Source organism: Phreatobacter oligotrophus (assembly GCF_003046185.1).
GTDB lineage: Bacteria > Pseudomonadota > Alphaproteobacteria > Rhizobiales > Phreatobacteraceae > Phreatobacter > Phreatobacter oligotrophus.
The window spans coordinates 106,916-121,877 of sequence record NZ_PZZL01000006.1; the positions used below are offsets into that span (position 1 = coordinate 106,916).

A 14,962-nucleotide genomic window follows, 5' to 3' on the forward strand; every position below is an offset into this window, starting at 1 on the left:
GAGCGGTCCACTTCATCGCGCTTTGCGAAAGGACATCCCATGCAGACCGGAACCGTGAAATGGTTCAACTCCCAGAAGGGCTTCGGCTTCATTCAGCCTGATGGCGGTGGTTCGGACGTTTTCGTCCACATCAGCGCCGTCGAGCGTGCCGGCCTCTACGGCCTCAACGAGGGCCAGAAGATCTCCTTTGAGATCGTCGCCGATCGCCGTTCCGGCAAGTCGGCGGCCGACAACCTGCGCGCGGTCGAGTGACCGCGGGGCCGATGGGCCCTGCTCGCGAGCCACGGATGTAATGGTGGCGACCGAGGACCATCGGGAGACCCGGGCGACGGGGCGGCACTGCCGCGCGTCGTCCGGACCTTGCGCAGGCGCCGGGCTTTTGTGCCCGACGCGCCTGCGTGATGACCGCGACGGGCACCGAGGTCCGCAGGCGGCAAGCCTTGAAGGACCGCCATGACCGTCGATGCACCGCGCCTGTTCATGTTCAAGTCGGGAGCCAACGACCAGCTCTTCGGCTTTGCGTCTGACCATACCGGCGCCAAGCTGCCGGAGAAGTTCGGCCCCTGGTCGAGCATCGGCGTGATCCGCGGCGACCAGCGCCCGCCTCACGGCCTCAAGCGCGACGCCATCGAGGATGGCATCGCCCAGAACGGATTCCAGCTCTGGCGGAAGAAGGACGCGGCGGCCAAGACGGCCTGACGTTCCACCGCCCGAAGCCCGTGCCGCTGCGGCGGCCCCACCGACAAGGGAGACGACATGCAGGTTCTCGTCCGTGACAACAATGTTGATCAGGCCCTCCGGGTCCTGAAGAAGAAGATGCAGCGCGAAGGCATCTTCCGCGAGATGAAGCAGCGCCGGAACTTCGAGAAGCCGTCCGAGCGCAAGAACCGCGAGAAGGCGGAAGCCATCCGCCGCGCCCGCAAGGCCGCCCGCAAGCAGGCCCAGCGTGACGGTCTCATCCCGGCTGCCAAGCCGAAGCCGCGCCCCGAGCGCAAGCCGCGTCCGGGTGGCGCCCCGGGTTCCGCGCCGCTCGCGGCTGCCCCGACCACCGGCACGCCGCGCTGATCACGGCGCACGATCCCGCCCATGGCGGACCAGACGACCGAAAGGGCCCCCACGGGCCCTTTTTTGTTGGCCGATCCTCAGCGGAACAGCCGCTCGCCCTGCTCGTCGACGATCTGGCGGCCCTTCGACAACGAGAAGGTCACCGCGTCCTCGTGGCTGGCATGGCGGTCGGCGCGAATGAACTTGTGTTCCTTCATCTCGCCGCCGACCTCCTTGGTGATGGTGCCGGCCGTCTGGAACTGGCCCTCGTTGCGGAACGGCGCGGCGGTGATGAGGAAGCCCTTGTGCTCCAGCGTCGCCCCGGCCGGCGGGGCGGCATCGGCCTCGGGACCGGACTTCCCCCAGCCGAACAGCGATTTGAAAAAGGACATGGCGTTTCCTCCGGGCACGGTCGCGCCACCCTTAGACCGCCACGCCCTCTGCGGAAAGCACCGGATGCGCCTGCGGCATTCGTGCGACATTGTGGAACCACACCCCGGTGTGGTGGGTTCATCGACGGTTCATGGCATGACCGTCACAGTCACGTTGCGTAACCGCGACCATCCCTTCCGGGAGAGGTCGCGAGGGAGGAGATCCGCGATGATCTGGGGTTTGAAGCAATGGACGGGATGGGCGGGAGCCTTGCTCGTCGCCGGCGGCCTGTCGACCGCCGCAATGGCCGAGCCGGCGGTGACCACCGCAACGGCGAACCTGCGCGCCGGCCCCGGCGCCCAGTTCGGCCGCATCGCCACCCTCCCCCCGGGGGCCGTGGTCAACCTGATCGGTTGCCGCGTCAGCTGGTGCGAGGTCACCTATCGCGGCCTGCGCGGCTTCGTATCGGCAAGCCTGATCGATGACGACGTGGACGTGCCGCCGCCGCCCCGAGTCTATGTTCCGCCGCCGGTTTACGTCCCGCCACCGGTCTATGTGCGGCCGTACGATCCACCCTACCGTCCCGACTATCGTCCCTATCGGCCGGACTACCGTCCCGACTACCGCCCGCCCTACCGTCCTGATCGGCCGGACTGGCGCCCGCCCGTCCGTCCTGACGAGACCTATGGCCGTCCCGCCTGGCGTCCGCCGGTTCAGCCTGATCGGCCGGCCTATCGACCGGACCGCGTTCCGGATCGCCCGTGGGTCGGGCGCGACGGCTTCGAGCGTGCCCCGCGCAGCCCGCAGGGCAACTCGACCGATCCATGACATGCCGGCATAGGCCGGACACTTCAGAGGGCGCGCCTTGGGCGCGCCCTTTTGCATGAGGCGACGAAAAAGCGTCGGTCTCAGCGCTCCTGGAAGGCGAGACGCGCGCCGAGCGCGACGAAGGCGGCGGCAAAGGTCCGCCGCATCCACGCCATAACCGCCGGCCGGCTGATCACCCTGTCGCGCATGGCCGCGGCAAACAGGCCATAGATCACGAAGACGACGAAGGTCATGGCCATGAACACACCTGAGAGCTCCAGCATCCTCAGGAGCGGCGTGGGTTCGGCCGGCGCGATGAACTGCGGCAGGAAGGCCACGAAGAAGATCGACAGCTTGGGGTTCAGCACGTTGATGACAACGCCATCGACCAGCACCCGCATGTTCGACCTCGGCGCCGCCGATGTGTCGACGCTCAGCGCCCCGTTTTCCTTCAGCGTCTGCCAGGCCATCCACAGGAGGTAGGCGACGCCGGCATATTTCACGACGGCGAAGGCCACCGCGCTGGTGTGGAGCAGCGCCGCGAGGCCCAGCATGGCCGCCGCCAGGTGGGGCACGATGCCGAGCGTGCAGGCGAAGGCGGCAAGGACGCTCGCCCGGCTGCCGCGCGAAAGGCCGGCGGCCAGCGTGTAGACCACGCCCGTGCCGGGCGAGGCGACGATGATCAGCGTCGTCAGCAGGAACTCGATCGTCATGATCCATCTCCGGTGCGCGGCCATGAGGCCCTCCCGCCCGCCGCGAGGCAAGCCCCCTGAGACAGATCACAACACTTAGGTATTGACCTAGGTATTGAGGCTCGCTAGCCTCCTTGCATGACCAGCGCCCACCACCGCCTCGACGACACGTTCCGCGCCCTTGCCGACCCGACCCGCCGGGCCGTGGTGGAGGCGCTGGGGCGCGGCCCCGCTGCCGTCAGCGACCTCGCCCGGCCCTTCTCCATGGCCCTGCCGAGCTTCCTCCAGCACCTGAAGCTGCTGGAGGAGTGCGGGCTGGTCGAAACCGAGAAGCAGGGCCGCGTGCGCACCTGCCGCCTGAAGCCGGAACCGCTCGCCGCCCTCGATCATTGGCTGGAGGCGCAGCGCAACCTCTGGACCCGCCGCCTCGACCAGCTCGACGCGCTCCTCGTCACCATGGCCGAGGAGACGCCCTCACCGCCCTCCCCCCAAGACCCAACCGACCAACCAACAGTGCAGAAGGAAACGCCATGACCACCGCTCCGATCCCGACGCCCTTCACCGTCTTCGATCCCGCCCTCGACCTCGAGCTGCGCCGCGAGGTGCCGGTGAAGCCGGAGCTCGCCTGGCGCGCCTGGACCGAGCCGGAGCTCATCGTGAAGTGGTTCACGCCGGCCCCCTGGCGCACCACGCTCTGCGAGATCGATGTCCGCCCCGGCGGCAAGTTCCGCACGGTGATGGAGGGCCCGAATGGGGAAAGGAACGACAGCACGGGCTGCGTTCTGCACGTCATCCCCGGCCGCCTCCTCGTCTTCACCGACGCGCTCGGCCCGGGCTTCCGCCCCACCGGCAGCGCCTTCATGGCCGCCTCGGTGGAGATCACCCCGACGGCCGGCGGCACGCTCTATGTCGCCCGCGCCCTCCACAAGGACCCCGAGGCGAAGCAGCAGCACGAGGCCATGGGCTTCCACACCGGCTGGGGCACGGCGCTGGACCAGTTGGTCGCGATGGTCAGGGGGATGTGAGGTCAGCGGGCGGCGAGGAGGTCGGCAATCCGCGGATCGTCGTCCCAGATGGCGTCGACAATCGTGAAGGCGTGGTTTGCAACGGGATAGCCAATGACCTGCTCACGCGACAGGGCGAGCGATGCCAGGCTTTTGAAGTTGTCGCCCTTTGGACCGGCGTCCACCACCATGAAACTTGCTTCCTCGCTTCGCCTGAACAGCATGCTGATCAGAAACCGGTTCTGAGGCGTGGTCCCGTCGCCCCAATCGCCGATGACCAAGTCGATCCCGGCATCATGGTCGGGATCGCCGATGGTCCATCGGCAATAGTAGATGGCGACCGCACCGCCATTATCATGGTGAATTTCGCCCCAGATGGTGCGCGACAGCCGACCGCAGCAAGGACAGTCGAACGTGGACTGGCCGGTTGCACTGGCATGAACAGGTCGCGTCCCAGCCATGGCATCCTCCTGCGAGAACGCCTGATTTCAACACACCACACGACAGACACAACCGGAGGGCGAATCCCGATGGACCGGGTTGCCCTCACCCCTTCCGCTCGTCGTCGTCCGTGTCGGCGTGAAAGACGTGCAGCACGTGCTGGACGATGGGCGAGAGCACCACGCCCGTCGCCAGCACGATGACCAGCCCGGAGAAGATGGCGTAGGTGCCGGCGAAGAGCTTGCCGCCGTCGGTCTTGAGCTCGGTCACCGGGCCCATGCCGGAGAGGATCATCGCGGCATTGAGGTAGGAATCGCGCCAGCCCATGCCCTCGAAGCCGGAATAGCCGGCCATGCCCACGGCGAGGCCGAAGGACATGAGGACGAACCAGATGGCGATGGAGCGGCCGAGGCGTCCCCAGAGCGGCGAGTTCCGCGGCACCCTGAAGAGCGAACGCGAACGGCGGCCCGATGAGCCGCCGTTGTCTGTTTTGCCGTGACCCGCCGCGTGTTCCGCCATGTCGACGATCCTCGCAGGCGGAGCCTCAAGCTCAGTTGTCGAGGAAGCTGCGCAGCTTCCGCGAGCGGCTCGGATGCTTCAGCTTGCGCAGCGCCTTCGCCTCGATCTGGCGGATGCGCTCGCGCGTCACCGAGAACTGCTGACCGACCTCTTCGAGCGTGTGGTCGGTGTTCATGCCGATGCCGAAGCGCATGCGCAGCACGCGCTCCTCGCGCGGGGTGAGCGAGGCGAGCACGCGCGTGGTGGTCTCGCGCAGGTTCGACTGGATCGCCGCGTCGATGGGCAGGATCGCGTTCTTGTCCTCGATGAAGTCGCCAAGATGGCTGTCCTCCTCGTCACCGATCGGCGTCTCGAGGGAGATCGGCTCCTTGGCGATCTTGAGGACCTTGCGGACCTTCTCCAGCGGCATGCCGAGCTTCTCGGCCAGCTCCTCCGGGGTCGGCTCGCGGCCGATCTCGTGCAGCATCTGGCGCGAGGTGCGGACGATCTTGTTGATCGTCTCGATCATGTGCACGGGGATGCGGATGGTGCGGGCCTGGTCGGCGATCGAGCGGGTGATCGCCTGCCGGATCCACCAGGTGGCATAGGTCGAGAACTTGTAGCCGCGGCGGTACTCGAACTTGTCGACCGCCTTCATCAGGCCGATGTTCCCCTCCTGGATGAGGTCGAGGAACTGCAGGCCGCGGTTCGTGTACTTCTTGGCGATGGAGATGACGAGGCGCAGGTTCGCCTCCACCATTTCCTTCTTCGCCTGGCGGGCCTCGCGCTCGCCCTTCTGCACCATCTGGACGATCTTGCGGAACTCGCCGATCTCAAGGCCCGTCTCGGTGGCCAGCGCCTGGATCTCGGCGCGGATCTCCTTGACCGTGTCCTTCTCCTCGGCGACGAAGCCCTTCCAGCCACGGGCGCCCAGCGAGGCGACGCGGCGGATCCAGTTCGGGTCGAGCTCCGAGCCCTGGTACTCCTTCAGGAAGGACATGCGGTCGACGCCATAGCTCTCGGCAAGGCGCAGGAGGCGCCCCTCGTAGCCGACGAGGCGCTTGTTGATGTCGTAGAGCTGCTCGACCAGCGCCTCGATGCGGGCGGTGTTCAGCGACAGCGACTTGACGTGGGTGACGAGATCCTCGCGCAGCTTCTTGGCGCGGCGCTCCTGGCTCGGCGACAGCTTGGTGTCGTTCAGCCGGTTCTCGACGTTCTGGTCCTGCAGGCGACGGAGCTTCTTGTACTCGTCGGCGATGGTGTCGAAGATCTCGAGCACCTTCGGCTTCAGCTCCGCCTCCATGGCGGCGAGCGACACGGCGTTCTCCATGTCGTCCTCGTCGAGGTCACCCTCGGCGCCCGGCGGCAGGGCCTCCTCGCCATCGGGGGCGATCGGCGCCTCGCCCTCACCCACCACCGGCGCGTTCTTGGCGTCGGGGCCGGCATAGGTGGCTTCGAGGTCGATGATGTCGCGGAGGTAGATCTTCCCCTCGTTGAGCTCATCGCGCCAGATGATGATGGCCTGGAAGGTCAGCGGGCTTTCGCAAAGGCCCGCGATCATCGCCTCGCGGCCGGCCTCGATGCGCTTGGCGATGGCGATTTCGCCCTCGCGGGAGAGCAGCTCCACCGAGCCCATCTCGCGCAGGTACATGCGCACGGGGTCGTCGGTGCGGTCGAGCGGCTCGGAGGCGCGCTCGGACTTCACCACGGCGCGCGGAGAGGCCTCCTGCAGCTCGCCATCGGGCTCGTCGGCCTCCGGCTGCTCGTCGCCCTCGCCATCCTCGGCCGCATCGTCATTGTCGACGACGTTGATGCCCATCTCGGAGAGCATCGCGTTCATGTCCTCGATCTGGTCCGAGGTGAACGAGGCCGCGGGCATGACCGCATTGATTTCGTCGATGGTGACATAGCCGCGCTTTTTGGCGCGCTTGATCATCGCCCGAACGCCGGCATCGGAGAGGTCCAGGAGCGGGCCATCCGGGCCTTCCGTCTCCTGATCCGCGCCTTCCGGTTTCTCGGTTGCCTTGGTCGCCATCTACACCCGTCCTCGCTCACGCGCCGCAAGCGGCCCGTCCGGCACCGATGGAGGGCAACCGCCCGCCTCAACGCCAAAAGAGGGGCTGCGCTCGCTCACCGGCGCGCCCCTCGTCAAACCCGCCTGACCCGCCCTAAGGCCTTCGTCCTTAAGACCTGGTGAACCATGACCGGACGCCTCGTTGCCGTTGCGTGGGCCAGCCCCCCGTGACACCGAGCGCATCAGACGCTCCGACCCCCCCGACCGGATTGGGCACCGAACCCCTCGACGAGGGCTTCCGTTCCCGCCAGCTCTGACTCCCGCCGCTTCGCGTCGAGGAGCCATTGCTCGTTGGCTTCCGTCGGATCGTCGCCGAAGGCACGTTCGGCATCCCGGATTTCCTTAATTAGCGCTTGCTTCTTGCGATGCAAGGCCATCAGCTGGCCGAATGTCACCTCTGCGTCGCTTTTTGCGGCGCCCGGCATGGCGCCCCAGACCGCGCCGAGCGAAACGGTGGCGCGCAACTGGTCGACCAGCGGCCCATGCCCGGCGGCAATGAGCGCCTGGCCGAAGGTCTCGGGCTCGCCTTCCATCCCCTGCGCATGGATCTCCAGCAGCGCCACTTTCAGCGCCTCCGCCTGCGGATGGCGCAGGTCGAGACCGGCAATCTCCTCCTCCTGGCCATCGATGAGCCAGGGATGGTTGAGAAGCGCGGTCAGGATCAGCGCCTCGCGCATGGGGAGCGCGGCGCGCGGGCCGCGCACCAGGGCGCTCGCCGCCAGCGATGGCGAGGGCCGGTGGTCCGGCACGCCATAGGGGGAGAAGCCCCGGCCGCCAAAGCCGCCGCCGCCCTGCCCCTGGCGCCCCGGCTGTCCCGGCGGACCCTGCCGCCTCGCCCTCTGCATTGGCCGGAAAAGGTCCGACAATCGCCCGAAGACGTCGTCGCGATAGTGCCGGCGGACATTCTCGTCGCCGATCGTCGCTACCACCTGCCCGAGCCGGGCCTCCAGCGCCGCGCGCTTTTCCGGCGTACCGAAGACGCCCGCCTCGGTCTCGCGCTGCCACAGCATGGCGGCGAGCGGCTGGGCCTGGGCCAGCACCGCATCCATGGCCTCGCGCCCGGAAGAGCGGATGAGGTCGTCGGGATCCTGCCCCTCGGGCAGCGCGGCGAAGAGCAGGCTCCGGCCGGGTTTCAGCAGCGGCAGGGCGATGTCGATGGCCCGGTAGGCGGCGCGCCGGCCGGCCTTGTCACCGTCGAAGAGCAGGACCGGCTCCGGGGCCATCTTCCACAGGAGGTCGAGCTGGCCCTCGGTCAGGGCCGTGCCGAGCGGCGCCACCGTCTCGCCGAAGCCCGCCATGACCATGGCGATGACGTCGACATAGCCCTCCACCGCGATGATGCGGTTCGTGCGGTGGGCGACCTCGCGGGCGCCATGGGCATTGTAGAGGAGCGAGCCCTTGTGGAAGAGGTCCGTCTCCGGCGAATTCAGGTACTTGGCCGGCACGTCCTTTTCGAGGGCGCGGCCGCCGAAGGCCACCACCCGCCCGCGCAGGTCGGTGATCGGGAACATGACGCGGTCGCGGAACCGGTCATAGGGCACGGGAATGTCGTCGCCATGCACCAGCAGGCCGGCGGCGATCATGTCGGGGACCGAGACGCCCTTGGAGCCGAGGAACTCCTTCAGCCCGAAGCGCTCGCCCGGCGCGTAGCCGAGGCGGAACTTGAGCTGTGTCGGTGCGCCGAGGTCACGCCCCGCGAGATAGCCGCGGGCCTTGGCGCCGACCCGGTCCTGGAGCTTCGCCTCGAAATACTTCGCCGCGAGCTCCATGACGTCGTAGAGGGTGCGCGCCTTCTCGGCCCGCTGCACCTCCTCGGCGGAGACCTTCGGCACGGCAAGGCCCGCATCGGCCGCCAGCCGCTCCACCGCCTCGGGGAACGACACGCCTTCCGTCTCCATCAGGAAGCGGAACTGGTCGCCGTGCTTGCCGGAGGAGAAGCAGTGATAGAAGCCCTTCTGGTCATTGACGTAGAAGGACGGCGTCTTCTCGGCGTTGAAGGGCGACAGGCCCCGCCATTCCCGCCCTTGCTTCTTCAGCTTGACGCGCCGGCCCACCACCTCCGACACGGGGAGGCGCTGGCGGATCTCGTCGAGGAACGAGGGGGGAAAGCGCATGGCGGAGACATAGCACCAGTTCGCAATCCTTCGCAGGATTGCGTGAGGCTCGGGCTCCTACCACAGCGGCCTGTGGACAACCGGACCGGTCTCAGGCCCGCCTGACGTTCCAGAACACCGGATTGCCGTTGAGCACGCCGGTGAGGTTGCTGCGATAGGCGGTCGGGAAGAACCGCTGCCCCAGCGGGATATAGGGCACCTCCTGGAAGGCGAGCTCCTGCATCTGCCGGGCGAGCGCCACCTGCGCCGCGGCCGAGGGCGCACGGAACCAGTCCTCGCGCATCTGCTCCAGCGCAGGGATCGTCGGCCAGCCCGGGGCGGCGTTGCGGCCATGGGCGCGCAGGAAGGCGTGGCCGGCGGGCGTGAACTGGTCGGTGCCGCTCCAGAACGTGTGGAAGACGTTCCAGCCGCCCTGCTCCACCGGCTCGGTCTTGGCGCGGCGCTGGACCAGCGTGCCCCAGTCCGAGATCTGGTAGTCGACATTGAAGCCGAGCTTCTTGAGGAGGTCCGCGCCGACATCCGACAGGGCCTTGGAACTGGCGATGTCGGCGGCGCCGAGCACCACCACCCTCTCGCCCTTGTAGCCGGCAGCGATGATGGCGGCCTTGGCCTTCTCGAGGTCGCGCGGCGCGGTGATCGCCGCCATGCCCGCATCGCTCGCCATGGGCGCGCCGGGGCAGAAGATGCCGACCCCGTCCTTCCACAGCTCGCGGTCGTTGGTCTGCGCCTCCATGAAGTCGGACTGGGCGACGGCCGAGAGCACCGCCCGGCGGATCGCCGGATTGTCGAAGGGCGGCACGAGATGATTGAGCCGCATGGTCGAGATCCAGCCCGTCGGGTCAATGACGCGCGTGGACACGCCGCGCATGGATTTCAGCGCCGGCAGGAGGTCGGCCTCCGGCACGTACCACCAGTCGATCTCGCCGGCGCGCAGCGCGCCCATGGCCGTGGTGGGGTCCGGCATGATCCGCCATTCCACCCGCTCGAAATGGGCGACCTTGGGGCCCGCGGTCCAGTCCGGCGTGCCGCTGGAGCGCGGCACATAGCCATCGAAGCGCTGGTAGGCGATGAGCGCGCCCGGCACCCGCTCGCCGGCGAGGAACCGGTAGGGGCCGGAGCCCACCATCTCGGTCACGCGCTCCATCGGCGAGGTGTTGGCGAGCCGCTCCGGCATGATCGCGCACATGTTGGGCGAGGCCTTGCCGAGGGCGTCCGGCAGCAGCGGGAAGGCGTGTTTCAGGCGGAAGCGGATGGTCTTGTCGTCGGGCGCCGAGAGCTCGTCGGTCGCCGCTAGCAGCACCTGGCCGAAGGCGTCGCGCGCGCCCCAGCGCTTGATGGAGGCGACGCAGTCGCGCGCCAGCACCGGCGTGCCGTCATGGAACTTCAGGCCGTCGCGCAGGGTCAGCGTCCAGACCTTGCCGTCGGCCTCCGTCACCGCCCCGGCCAGCATCTGGGGCTGCATCCGGTACTGGCCGTCCATGCCGAACAGCGTGTCGAAGACGAGGTAGCCGTGGTCGCGCGTCGGATAGGTCGTGGTCCAGACCGGATCGAGCACGGCGACGTCGGTCTGCGGCACGAATTTCAGCACATTGGCGCCCTGGGCCAGCGACAGGCGGGGCGCGGAGACGGCCGCGGCCGTCGTGGCGAGGAAATGGCGGCGGGACAGCGTGCGGCCCATGACGACCTCCGGGGTTGGAAGCCGCCACGATGGGCGGGGCACCCTCGCCTGTAAAGATGCACCGCTGCACGGGAGGCCCCGGCGCGGCGCAGGAAACACATGCGAAAACAGGGATTTGTGGCTAGCTGGACGAGCCCCGTCCCGGGTCGCTCAGGACAGGGCCTGCCTCAACCCGTCCGTCAGATCCGCCACCGGGTTGGTGCGGCGCGCCGCAAGCCAGGCGAGGAGGTCGGCCGGGGGCATGGGCCGCGCATAGAGGAAGCCCTGGAGCACGTCGCAGCGGGCGCTCGCGAGGAAGGCGGCCTGCTGCGGCGTCTCGATGCCCTCGGCGACGCTGGTCAGGCCGAGGGCCCGCGCCATGTCGATGGCGGCGCGAATGATGGCCTCTGCCTTCTCGTCCTCGGTCACGCGCTCGATGAGCGAACGATCGATCTTCAGCGCCGTCGCCGACAGGCGCGAGAGGTGCGAGAGATTGGAATAGCCGACGCCGAAATCGTCGATGGCGACGGCAAGCCCCGCCTGCCGCAGCAGTCGCACCTTGGCCGCCGTCTCGGCATAGTCGCTGATCAGCGCGGTCTCCGTCACCTCGACCTCGATCAGCTCCGGGCGCACGCCGCTGCGTGTCACCAGATCCAGCAGCTCGGGCACGAAGGAAGGGTCCTCGAGCTGGCGCGGCGAGACATTGATGGCGACCGGCAGGTCGAGCCCCTCCGCCGACCAGATCACCTGCTGGCGAACGGCGGCGGTGACGACGAAGCGGCCGAGGTCCTCCATCAGCCCGACCTTCTCGGCCAGCGGCACGAAATGCGAGGGCGCGACGGCGCCACGCTTGGGATCGGTCCAGCGCAGCAGCGCCTCGACGCCGACGAGGTCGCCGGTCGTGGTCGACACCTTCGGCTGGTAGTGCAGCTCCATCGCCTGGGTCTCGACGGCGAGCCGCAGGTCGGCCTCCAGCTCCGCCTGCTCGCGCACGAGGTCCCGCAGGTCCTGGTCGAAGAAGACGGCGGTGTTCTTGCCGCGCGCCTTGGCGACATACATGGCGAAGTCGGCGAGGCTGATGAGCTCGCCCAGCGCCGGCGCATCGTCCGGCGCGCGGGCAATGCCGATGCTGGCGCCGATGACGATGTCATGGCCGGCGATGCGGAACGGCCGCCGCAGGGCCGCGAGGATGGCGTCGGCGCGGGCGCGCAGCACCGCCATGTCCGCTGCGCCGGGCAGCAACGCGACGAACTCGTCGCCGGCGAAGCGCGCCACGACGAGATCGTCAGGGCAGGCATCGATCAGTTCGCCGAGCGCATTGGTGCAGCTGGCGAGATCCTCGGGCTGGCGGCCGAAGCCATCGACGACGATGCGACGGCTGACCTGGCGCAGCAGCTCATCGCCGGCGCGATGGCCATAGGTGTCGTTGACCGCCTTGAACCCGTCGAGATCGATGAAGAACAACGCGCCCTCGCAGCCGTCCTGGGCGCGCCCGGCGGCGAGGTTGAGGACGTGGGTGACCACCGCACGGTTCGGCAGGCCGGTGACGAGGTCGGTATGGGCGAGGACGTTCATGCGGACGATGCTGGCATTCACCCGCTGCACCATGCGCCGGAAGCTCTCGGCGAGCCCGCCGATCTCGCAGGCGCAATCGACATCCAAAACCTCGTCGAAGCGGCCGGCCGCCACCGCATCGGTGGAGCGCTGGATGGCCGCGATGGTGCTGGTGAGCTTGCGGGCGGCGAGCAGGATCATGCCCGCCGAGATGGCGGCCATGCCGAGCGCGATGACGGCGGCCGCCGCGACCGGCTGATCATCCGCCATGCGGGTCAGCACGACGAAGCTCAGCGGCCCGCCGGCGGCCAGCGCCACCACAAAGCTGAGCAGCGCGAAGCGCAGGGGGATGCTGTTCAGCCCCCGGCCATAGGTCTCCCTTGGCGTGTCCCGTCCCATGTCCTGCTGATGCCCTGCACGCCGGCCCCGCGCCGGCCGCACGCTGTTAGCCGGGCAACCCTTGCCAATGGACCAGCCGGGTCGGCGCGACAGGGTTAAGCGCCGTTCACCATACGTCGCGGCGAAACGCCGCCCCGGTCAGGAGCGCGCGGGACCGTCCTCGGCAGCCTGCCAGCGGGTGGCGGCGGCATCATCAGCCTCCTTCGCCGCGACCCAGGCCCCCTCCCCGCCCGCCTCCTCGAATTTCCAGAACGGCGCGCGGGTCTTGAGGAAATCCATGAGGAATTCGGCCGCGGCAAAGGCCGCCTCGCGATGTTCGGAGAGCGTGACCACCAGGACGATGTTGTCCCCCGGCTCCATCCGGCCGTAGCGATGGACGATCAGCACGTCCTGCAGCGGCCAGCGCCCCCGCGCCTCGGCCTCGATGCGGCCAAGTTCGGCCAGCGCCATGGCCTCGTAGGTCTCGAGCGTCATGGCGCCGATGGTGGTGCTGCCGGTCACGCCACGGCAGAGGCCCGTGAAGGTCGCGACCGCCCCGACATCGACGCGGCCGGCCGTGAGGCGGCGGACCTCCGCCCCCATGTCGAAATCCTCACGCTGGACGCGCACCGCCATGATCCGCCTCCCTCAGGCCGCGACCGGCATCGGACGCCAGTCCATGCCGACATGGCCGGGCTCGGCCGCAACCCGGTCGATCCAGCCGCGCACCGCCGGGAACGGCGTCAGGTCGAACTCCGCCTCGTGGGCGAGATGGGTGTTGGCATAGAGCGCGATGTCGGCGAGCGTCATCCGGTCCCCGGCGACGAATGGCGAGCGGGCGAGCTGGCTTTCCATCCGCGACAGGGCTTCCTCGCCCTTCTCCATCCAGTCGTCGACGAGGTCGCGCTTGAGGTCGCGCCCGCCGGGGATGAGCGCCATCCAGAACCGCGCCTCGCCGAGGGAGGGATGGTGCGAGTTCTGCTCGAAGAACAGCCATTGCATCATCATCGCCCGGCACAGCTTGTCCTCGGGCAGGAAGCGGGTTCCCTCGCCGAGATACATGAGGATGGCGTTGGACTCGATCAGAACGGTGCCGCCCTCGACCTGCAGCACGGGCACCCGGCCGCGGGGGTTCATGGCGAGGAACTCGGGCGTGCGGGTGTCGCCGCGCAGGATGTCGACGTCGCGCAGGTCGAAGGGCATGCCGAGATGCGCCAGGAGCAGGCGCACCTTGTAGCAATTGGCCGAACGCTGGGCGGCATGGAGGACGAGGCTCATGCGTTCGTTATAGCGAACGCAGCGGGATTGTCAGCCGCCGGGACGATGGGCCGCGGGCGGCTCGCAGGCGAGCGCCGGCAGGTCGAGATAGCGCATGCGCTTCATCTCGCGTCGTCCGCCAGAGACCGCATCGACCACGAGGCCGCAGACCAGCATGAGGAAGGCGAGCTGCATCACCGCCGCCGACAGGATGGCGGTGGGGAAGCGCGGCACGAGGCCGGTCTCGAGATAGGTCTGGATGATCGGTGCGGCGAGGCCGAGGCTCCCCATGGCCAGCACGCCGGCAATCAGGCCGTAGAAGCGCAGCGGCTGCACCGCGCGATACATATTGACCAGCGTCCAGAGGATGCGCGCGCCGTCGCGATAGGTCTTGAGCTTCGAGTGCGAATTCTCAGGGCGCTTGCCATAGGGCAGCGGCACCTCGCCGGTGCGCAGCTTCAGGTCGATGGCATGCACGGTCAGCTCCGCCTCGATCTCGAAACCCGAGGACGAGGCGGGGAAGGACTTGGCGAAACGGCGCGAGAAGACGCGGTAGCCCGAGAAGATGTCCTTGAAGGGCGAGCCGAACAGGGTCGTGGTGATGCGGTTGAACATCGCATTGCCGAAGCGATGGCCGCGCCGGTAGGCGGCCTCCTCGCTGTCGACCCGGGCGCCGACCACCATGTCCAGCTGGTCACGCAGCAGCAGGTCGACCAGGCCCGGGGCCGCCGTCGGGTCATAGGTCATGTCGCCATCGGCCATGACATAGATGTCGGCATCGACGTCGGCGAACATGCGGCGGACGACGTTGCCCTTGCCCTGGAAGGGCTCGTGGCGGACCACCGCGCCGGCGGCGCGCGCCGCCTCCGCCGTGCCATCGGTGGAATTGTTGTCATAGACGTAGACGGTGGCCTCCGGCAGCGCGGCGCGGAAGGCGGCAACGGTCGCGGCAATGGTCGCCGCCTCGTTGTAGCAGGGCAGCAGGACGGCGACGGAGGGGCGTGAGGCTTCGGCCGCAAGGCGGCGGGCGAGGTCGTCGATGAGGGCGCGCGCCGGGCTGCCGGCCGCGG

17 protein-coding genes are annotated in these 14,962 nt (G+C 68.6%); 6 read left to right on the forward strand and 11 right to left on the reverse strand.

The window, feature by feature from the left end; all coding sequences use genetic code 11:
* The first annotated feature begins 39 nt into the window (after positions 1-39).
* The 3 genes from C8P69_RS14940 (at position 40) to rpsU (ending at position 1,065) form a co-directional block, all read left to right on the forward strand.
* Entirely contained in the window at positions 40-252 is a 213-nt protein-coding gene (locus C8P69_RS14940) for a cold-shock protein (RefSeq protein WP_108178230.1), read from the forward strand.
* Between the two features lie 201 nt (positions 253-453).
* Complete coding sequence (locus C8P69_RS14945; RefSeq protein ID WP_108178231.1) at positions 454-699, forward strand: hypothetical protein; 246 nt, start codon at positions 454-456, stop codon at positions 697-699.
* 57 nt (positions 700-756) lie between these two features.
* Positions 757-1,065 (forward strand): 30S ribosomal protein S21, encoded by a 309-nt coding sequence (gene rpsU / locus C8P69_RS14950; RefSeq protein ID WP_108178232.1) that lies wholly within the window; start codon positions 757-759, stop codon positions 1,063-1,065.
* Positions 1,066-1,142: 77 nt separating this feature from the next.
* Here rpsU and C8P69_RS14955 read toward each other — a convergent pair whose 3' ends face one another.
* Positions 1,143-1,436 (reverse strand): HlyU family transcriptional regulator, encoded by a 294-nt coding sequence (locus C8P69_RS14955; RefSeq protein WP_108178233.1) that lies wholly within the window; start codon positions 1,434-1,436, stop codon positions 1,143-1,145.
* A gap of 208 nt (positions 1,437-1,644) precedes the next feature.
* Between C8P69_RS14955 and C8P69_RS14960 the strand changes: the two genes are divergently transcribed.
* The gene (locus C8P69_RS14960) at positions 1,645-2,244 is read left to right on the forward strand and encodes an SH3 domain-containing protein (protein WP_170118255.1); all 600 of its coding nucleotides are present in this window, start codon (positions 1,645-1,647) and stop codon (positions 2,242-2,244) included.
* An 80-nt stretch (positions 2,245-2,324) separates the two neighbouring features.
* On the opposite strand, the gene C8P69_RS14965 is transcribed toward C8P69_RS14960, so the two are convergent.
* Complete coding sequence (locus C8P69_RS14965; RefSeq protein WP_108178235.1) at positions 2,325-2,936, reverse strand: LysE family translocator; 612 nt, start codon at positions 2,934-2,936, stop codon at positions 2,325-2,327.
* Between the two features lie 117 nt (positions 2,937-3,053).
* On the opposite strand from C8P69_RS14965, the gene C8P69_RS14970 reads away from it, so the two are divergent.
* Together C8P69_RS14970 and C8P69_RS14975 are read left to right on the forward strand one after the other, a co-directional pair.
* On the forward strand, positions 3,054-3,449 hold the full coding sequence (locus C8P69_RS14970) for an ArsR/SmtB family transcription factor (RefSeq protein ID WP_108178236.1): 396 nt from the start codon (positions 3,054-3,056) through the stop codon (positions 3,447-3,449).
* The gene (locus C8P69_RS14975; RefSeq protein WP_108178237.1) at positions 3,446-3,940 is read left to right on the forward strand and encodes an SRPBCC family protein; all 495 of its coding nucleotides are present in this window, start codon (positions 3,446-3,448) and stop codon (positions 3,938-3,940) included. The genes C8P69_RS14970 and C8P69_RS14975 overlap by 4 nt, the downstream gene beginning before the upstream one ends.
* A 2-nt stretch (positions 3,941-3,942) precedes the next feature.
* On the opposite strand, the gene C8P69_RS23555 is transcribed toward C8P69_RS14975, so the two are convergent.
* The 9 genes from C8P69_RS23555 to C8P69_RS15015 form a co-directional block, all read right to left on the reverse strand.
* Entirely contained in the window at positions 3,943-4,380 is a 438-nt protein-coding gene (locus C8P69_RS23555; RefSeq protein ID WP_146167350.1) for a hypothetical protein, read from the reverse strand.
* A gap of 85 nt (positions 4,381-4,465) precedes the next feature.
* The gene (locus tag C8P69_RS14980; RefSeq protein ID WP_108178238.1) at positions 4,466-4,879 is read right to left on the reverse strand and encodes a hypothetical protein; all 414 of its coding nucleotides are present in this window, start codon (positions 4,877-4,879) and stop codon (positions 4,466-4,468) included.
* 31 nt (positions 4,880-4,910) lie between these two features.
* Complete coding sequence (rpoD, locus tag C8P69_RS14985; protein ID WP_108178239.1) at positions 4,911-6,893, reverse strand: RNA polymerase sigma factor RpoD; 1,983 nt, start codon at positions 6,891-6,893, stop codon at positions 4,911-4,913.
* Between the two features lie 221 nt (positions 6,894-7,114).
* Complete coding sequence (dnaG, locus tag C8P69_RS14990) at positions 7,115-9,046, reverse strand: DNA primase (RefSeq protein WP_108178240.1); 1,932 nt, start codon at positions 9,044-9,046, stop codon at positions 7,115-7,117.
* A gap of 91 nt (positions 9,047-9,137) precedes the next feature.
* On the reverse strand, positions 9,138-10,724 hold the full coding sequence (locus C8P69_RS14995; RefSeq protein WP_108178241.1) for an ABC transporter substrate-binding protein: 1,587 nt from the start codon (positions 10,722-10,724) through the stop codon (positions 9,138-9,140).
* A 150-nt stretch (positions 10,725-10,874) separates the two neighbouring features.
* Positions 10,875-12,656: a putative bifunctional diguanylate cyclase/phosphodiesterase gene (locus tag C8P69_RS15000; protein ID WP_108178242.1), complete on the reverse strand. Its 1,782-nt coding sequence runs from the start codon at positions 12,654-12,656 to the stop codon at positions 10,875-10,877.
* A gap of 138 nt (positions 12,657-12,794) precedes the next feature.
* The gene (locus C8P69_RS15005; protein ID WP_108178243.1) at positions 12,795-13,271 is read right to left on the reverse strand and encodes a molybdenum cofactor biosynthesis protein MoaE; all 477 of its coding nucleotides are present in this window, start codon (positions 13,269-13,271) and stop codon (positions 12,795-12,797) included.
* Between the two features lie 12 nt (positions 13,272-13,283).
* Entirely contained in the window at positions 13,284-13,913 is a 630-nt protein-coding gene (locus tag C8P69_RS15010) for a glutathione S-transferase family protein (protein WP_108178244.1), read from the reverse strand.
* A 30-nt stretch (positions 13,914-13,943) separates the two neighbouring features.
* Entirely contained in the window at positions 13,944-14,933 is a 990-nt protein-coding gene (locus C8P69_RS15015; protein ID WP_108178375.1) for a glycosyltransferase family 2 protein, read from the reverse strand.
* Positions 14,934-14,962 lie beyond the last annotated feature (29 nt).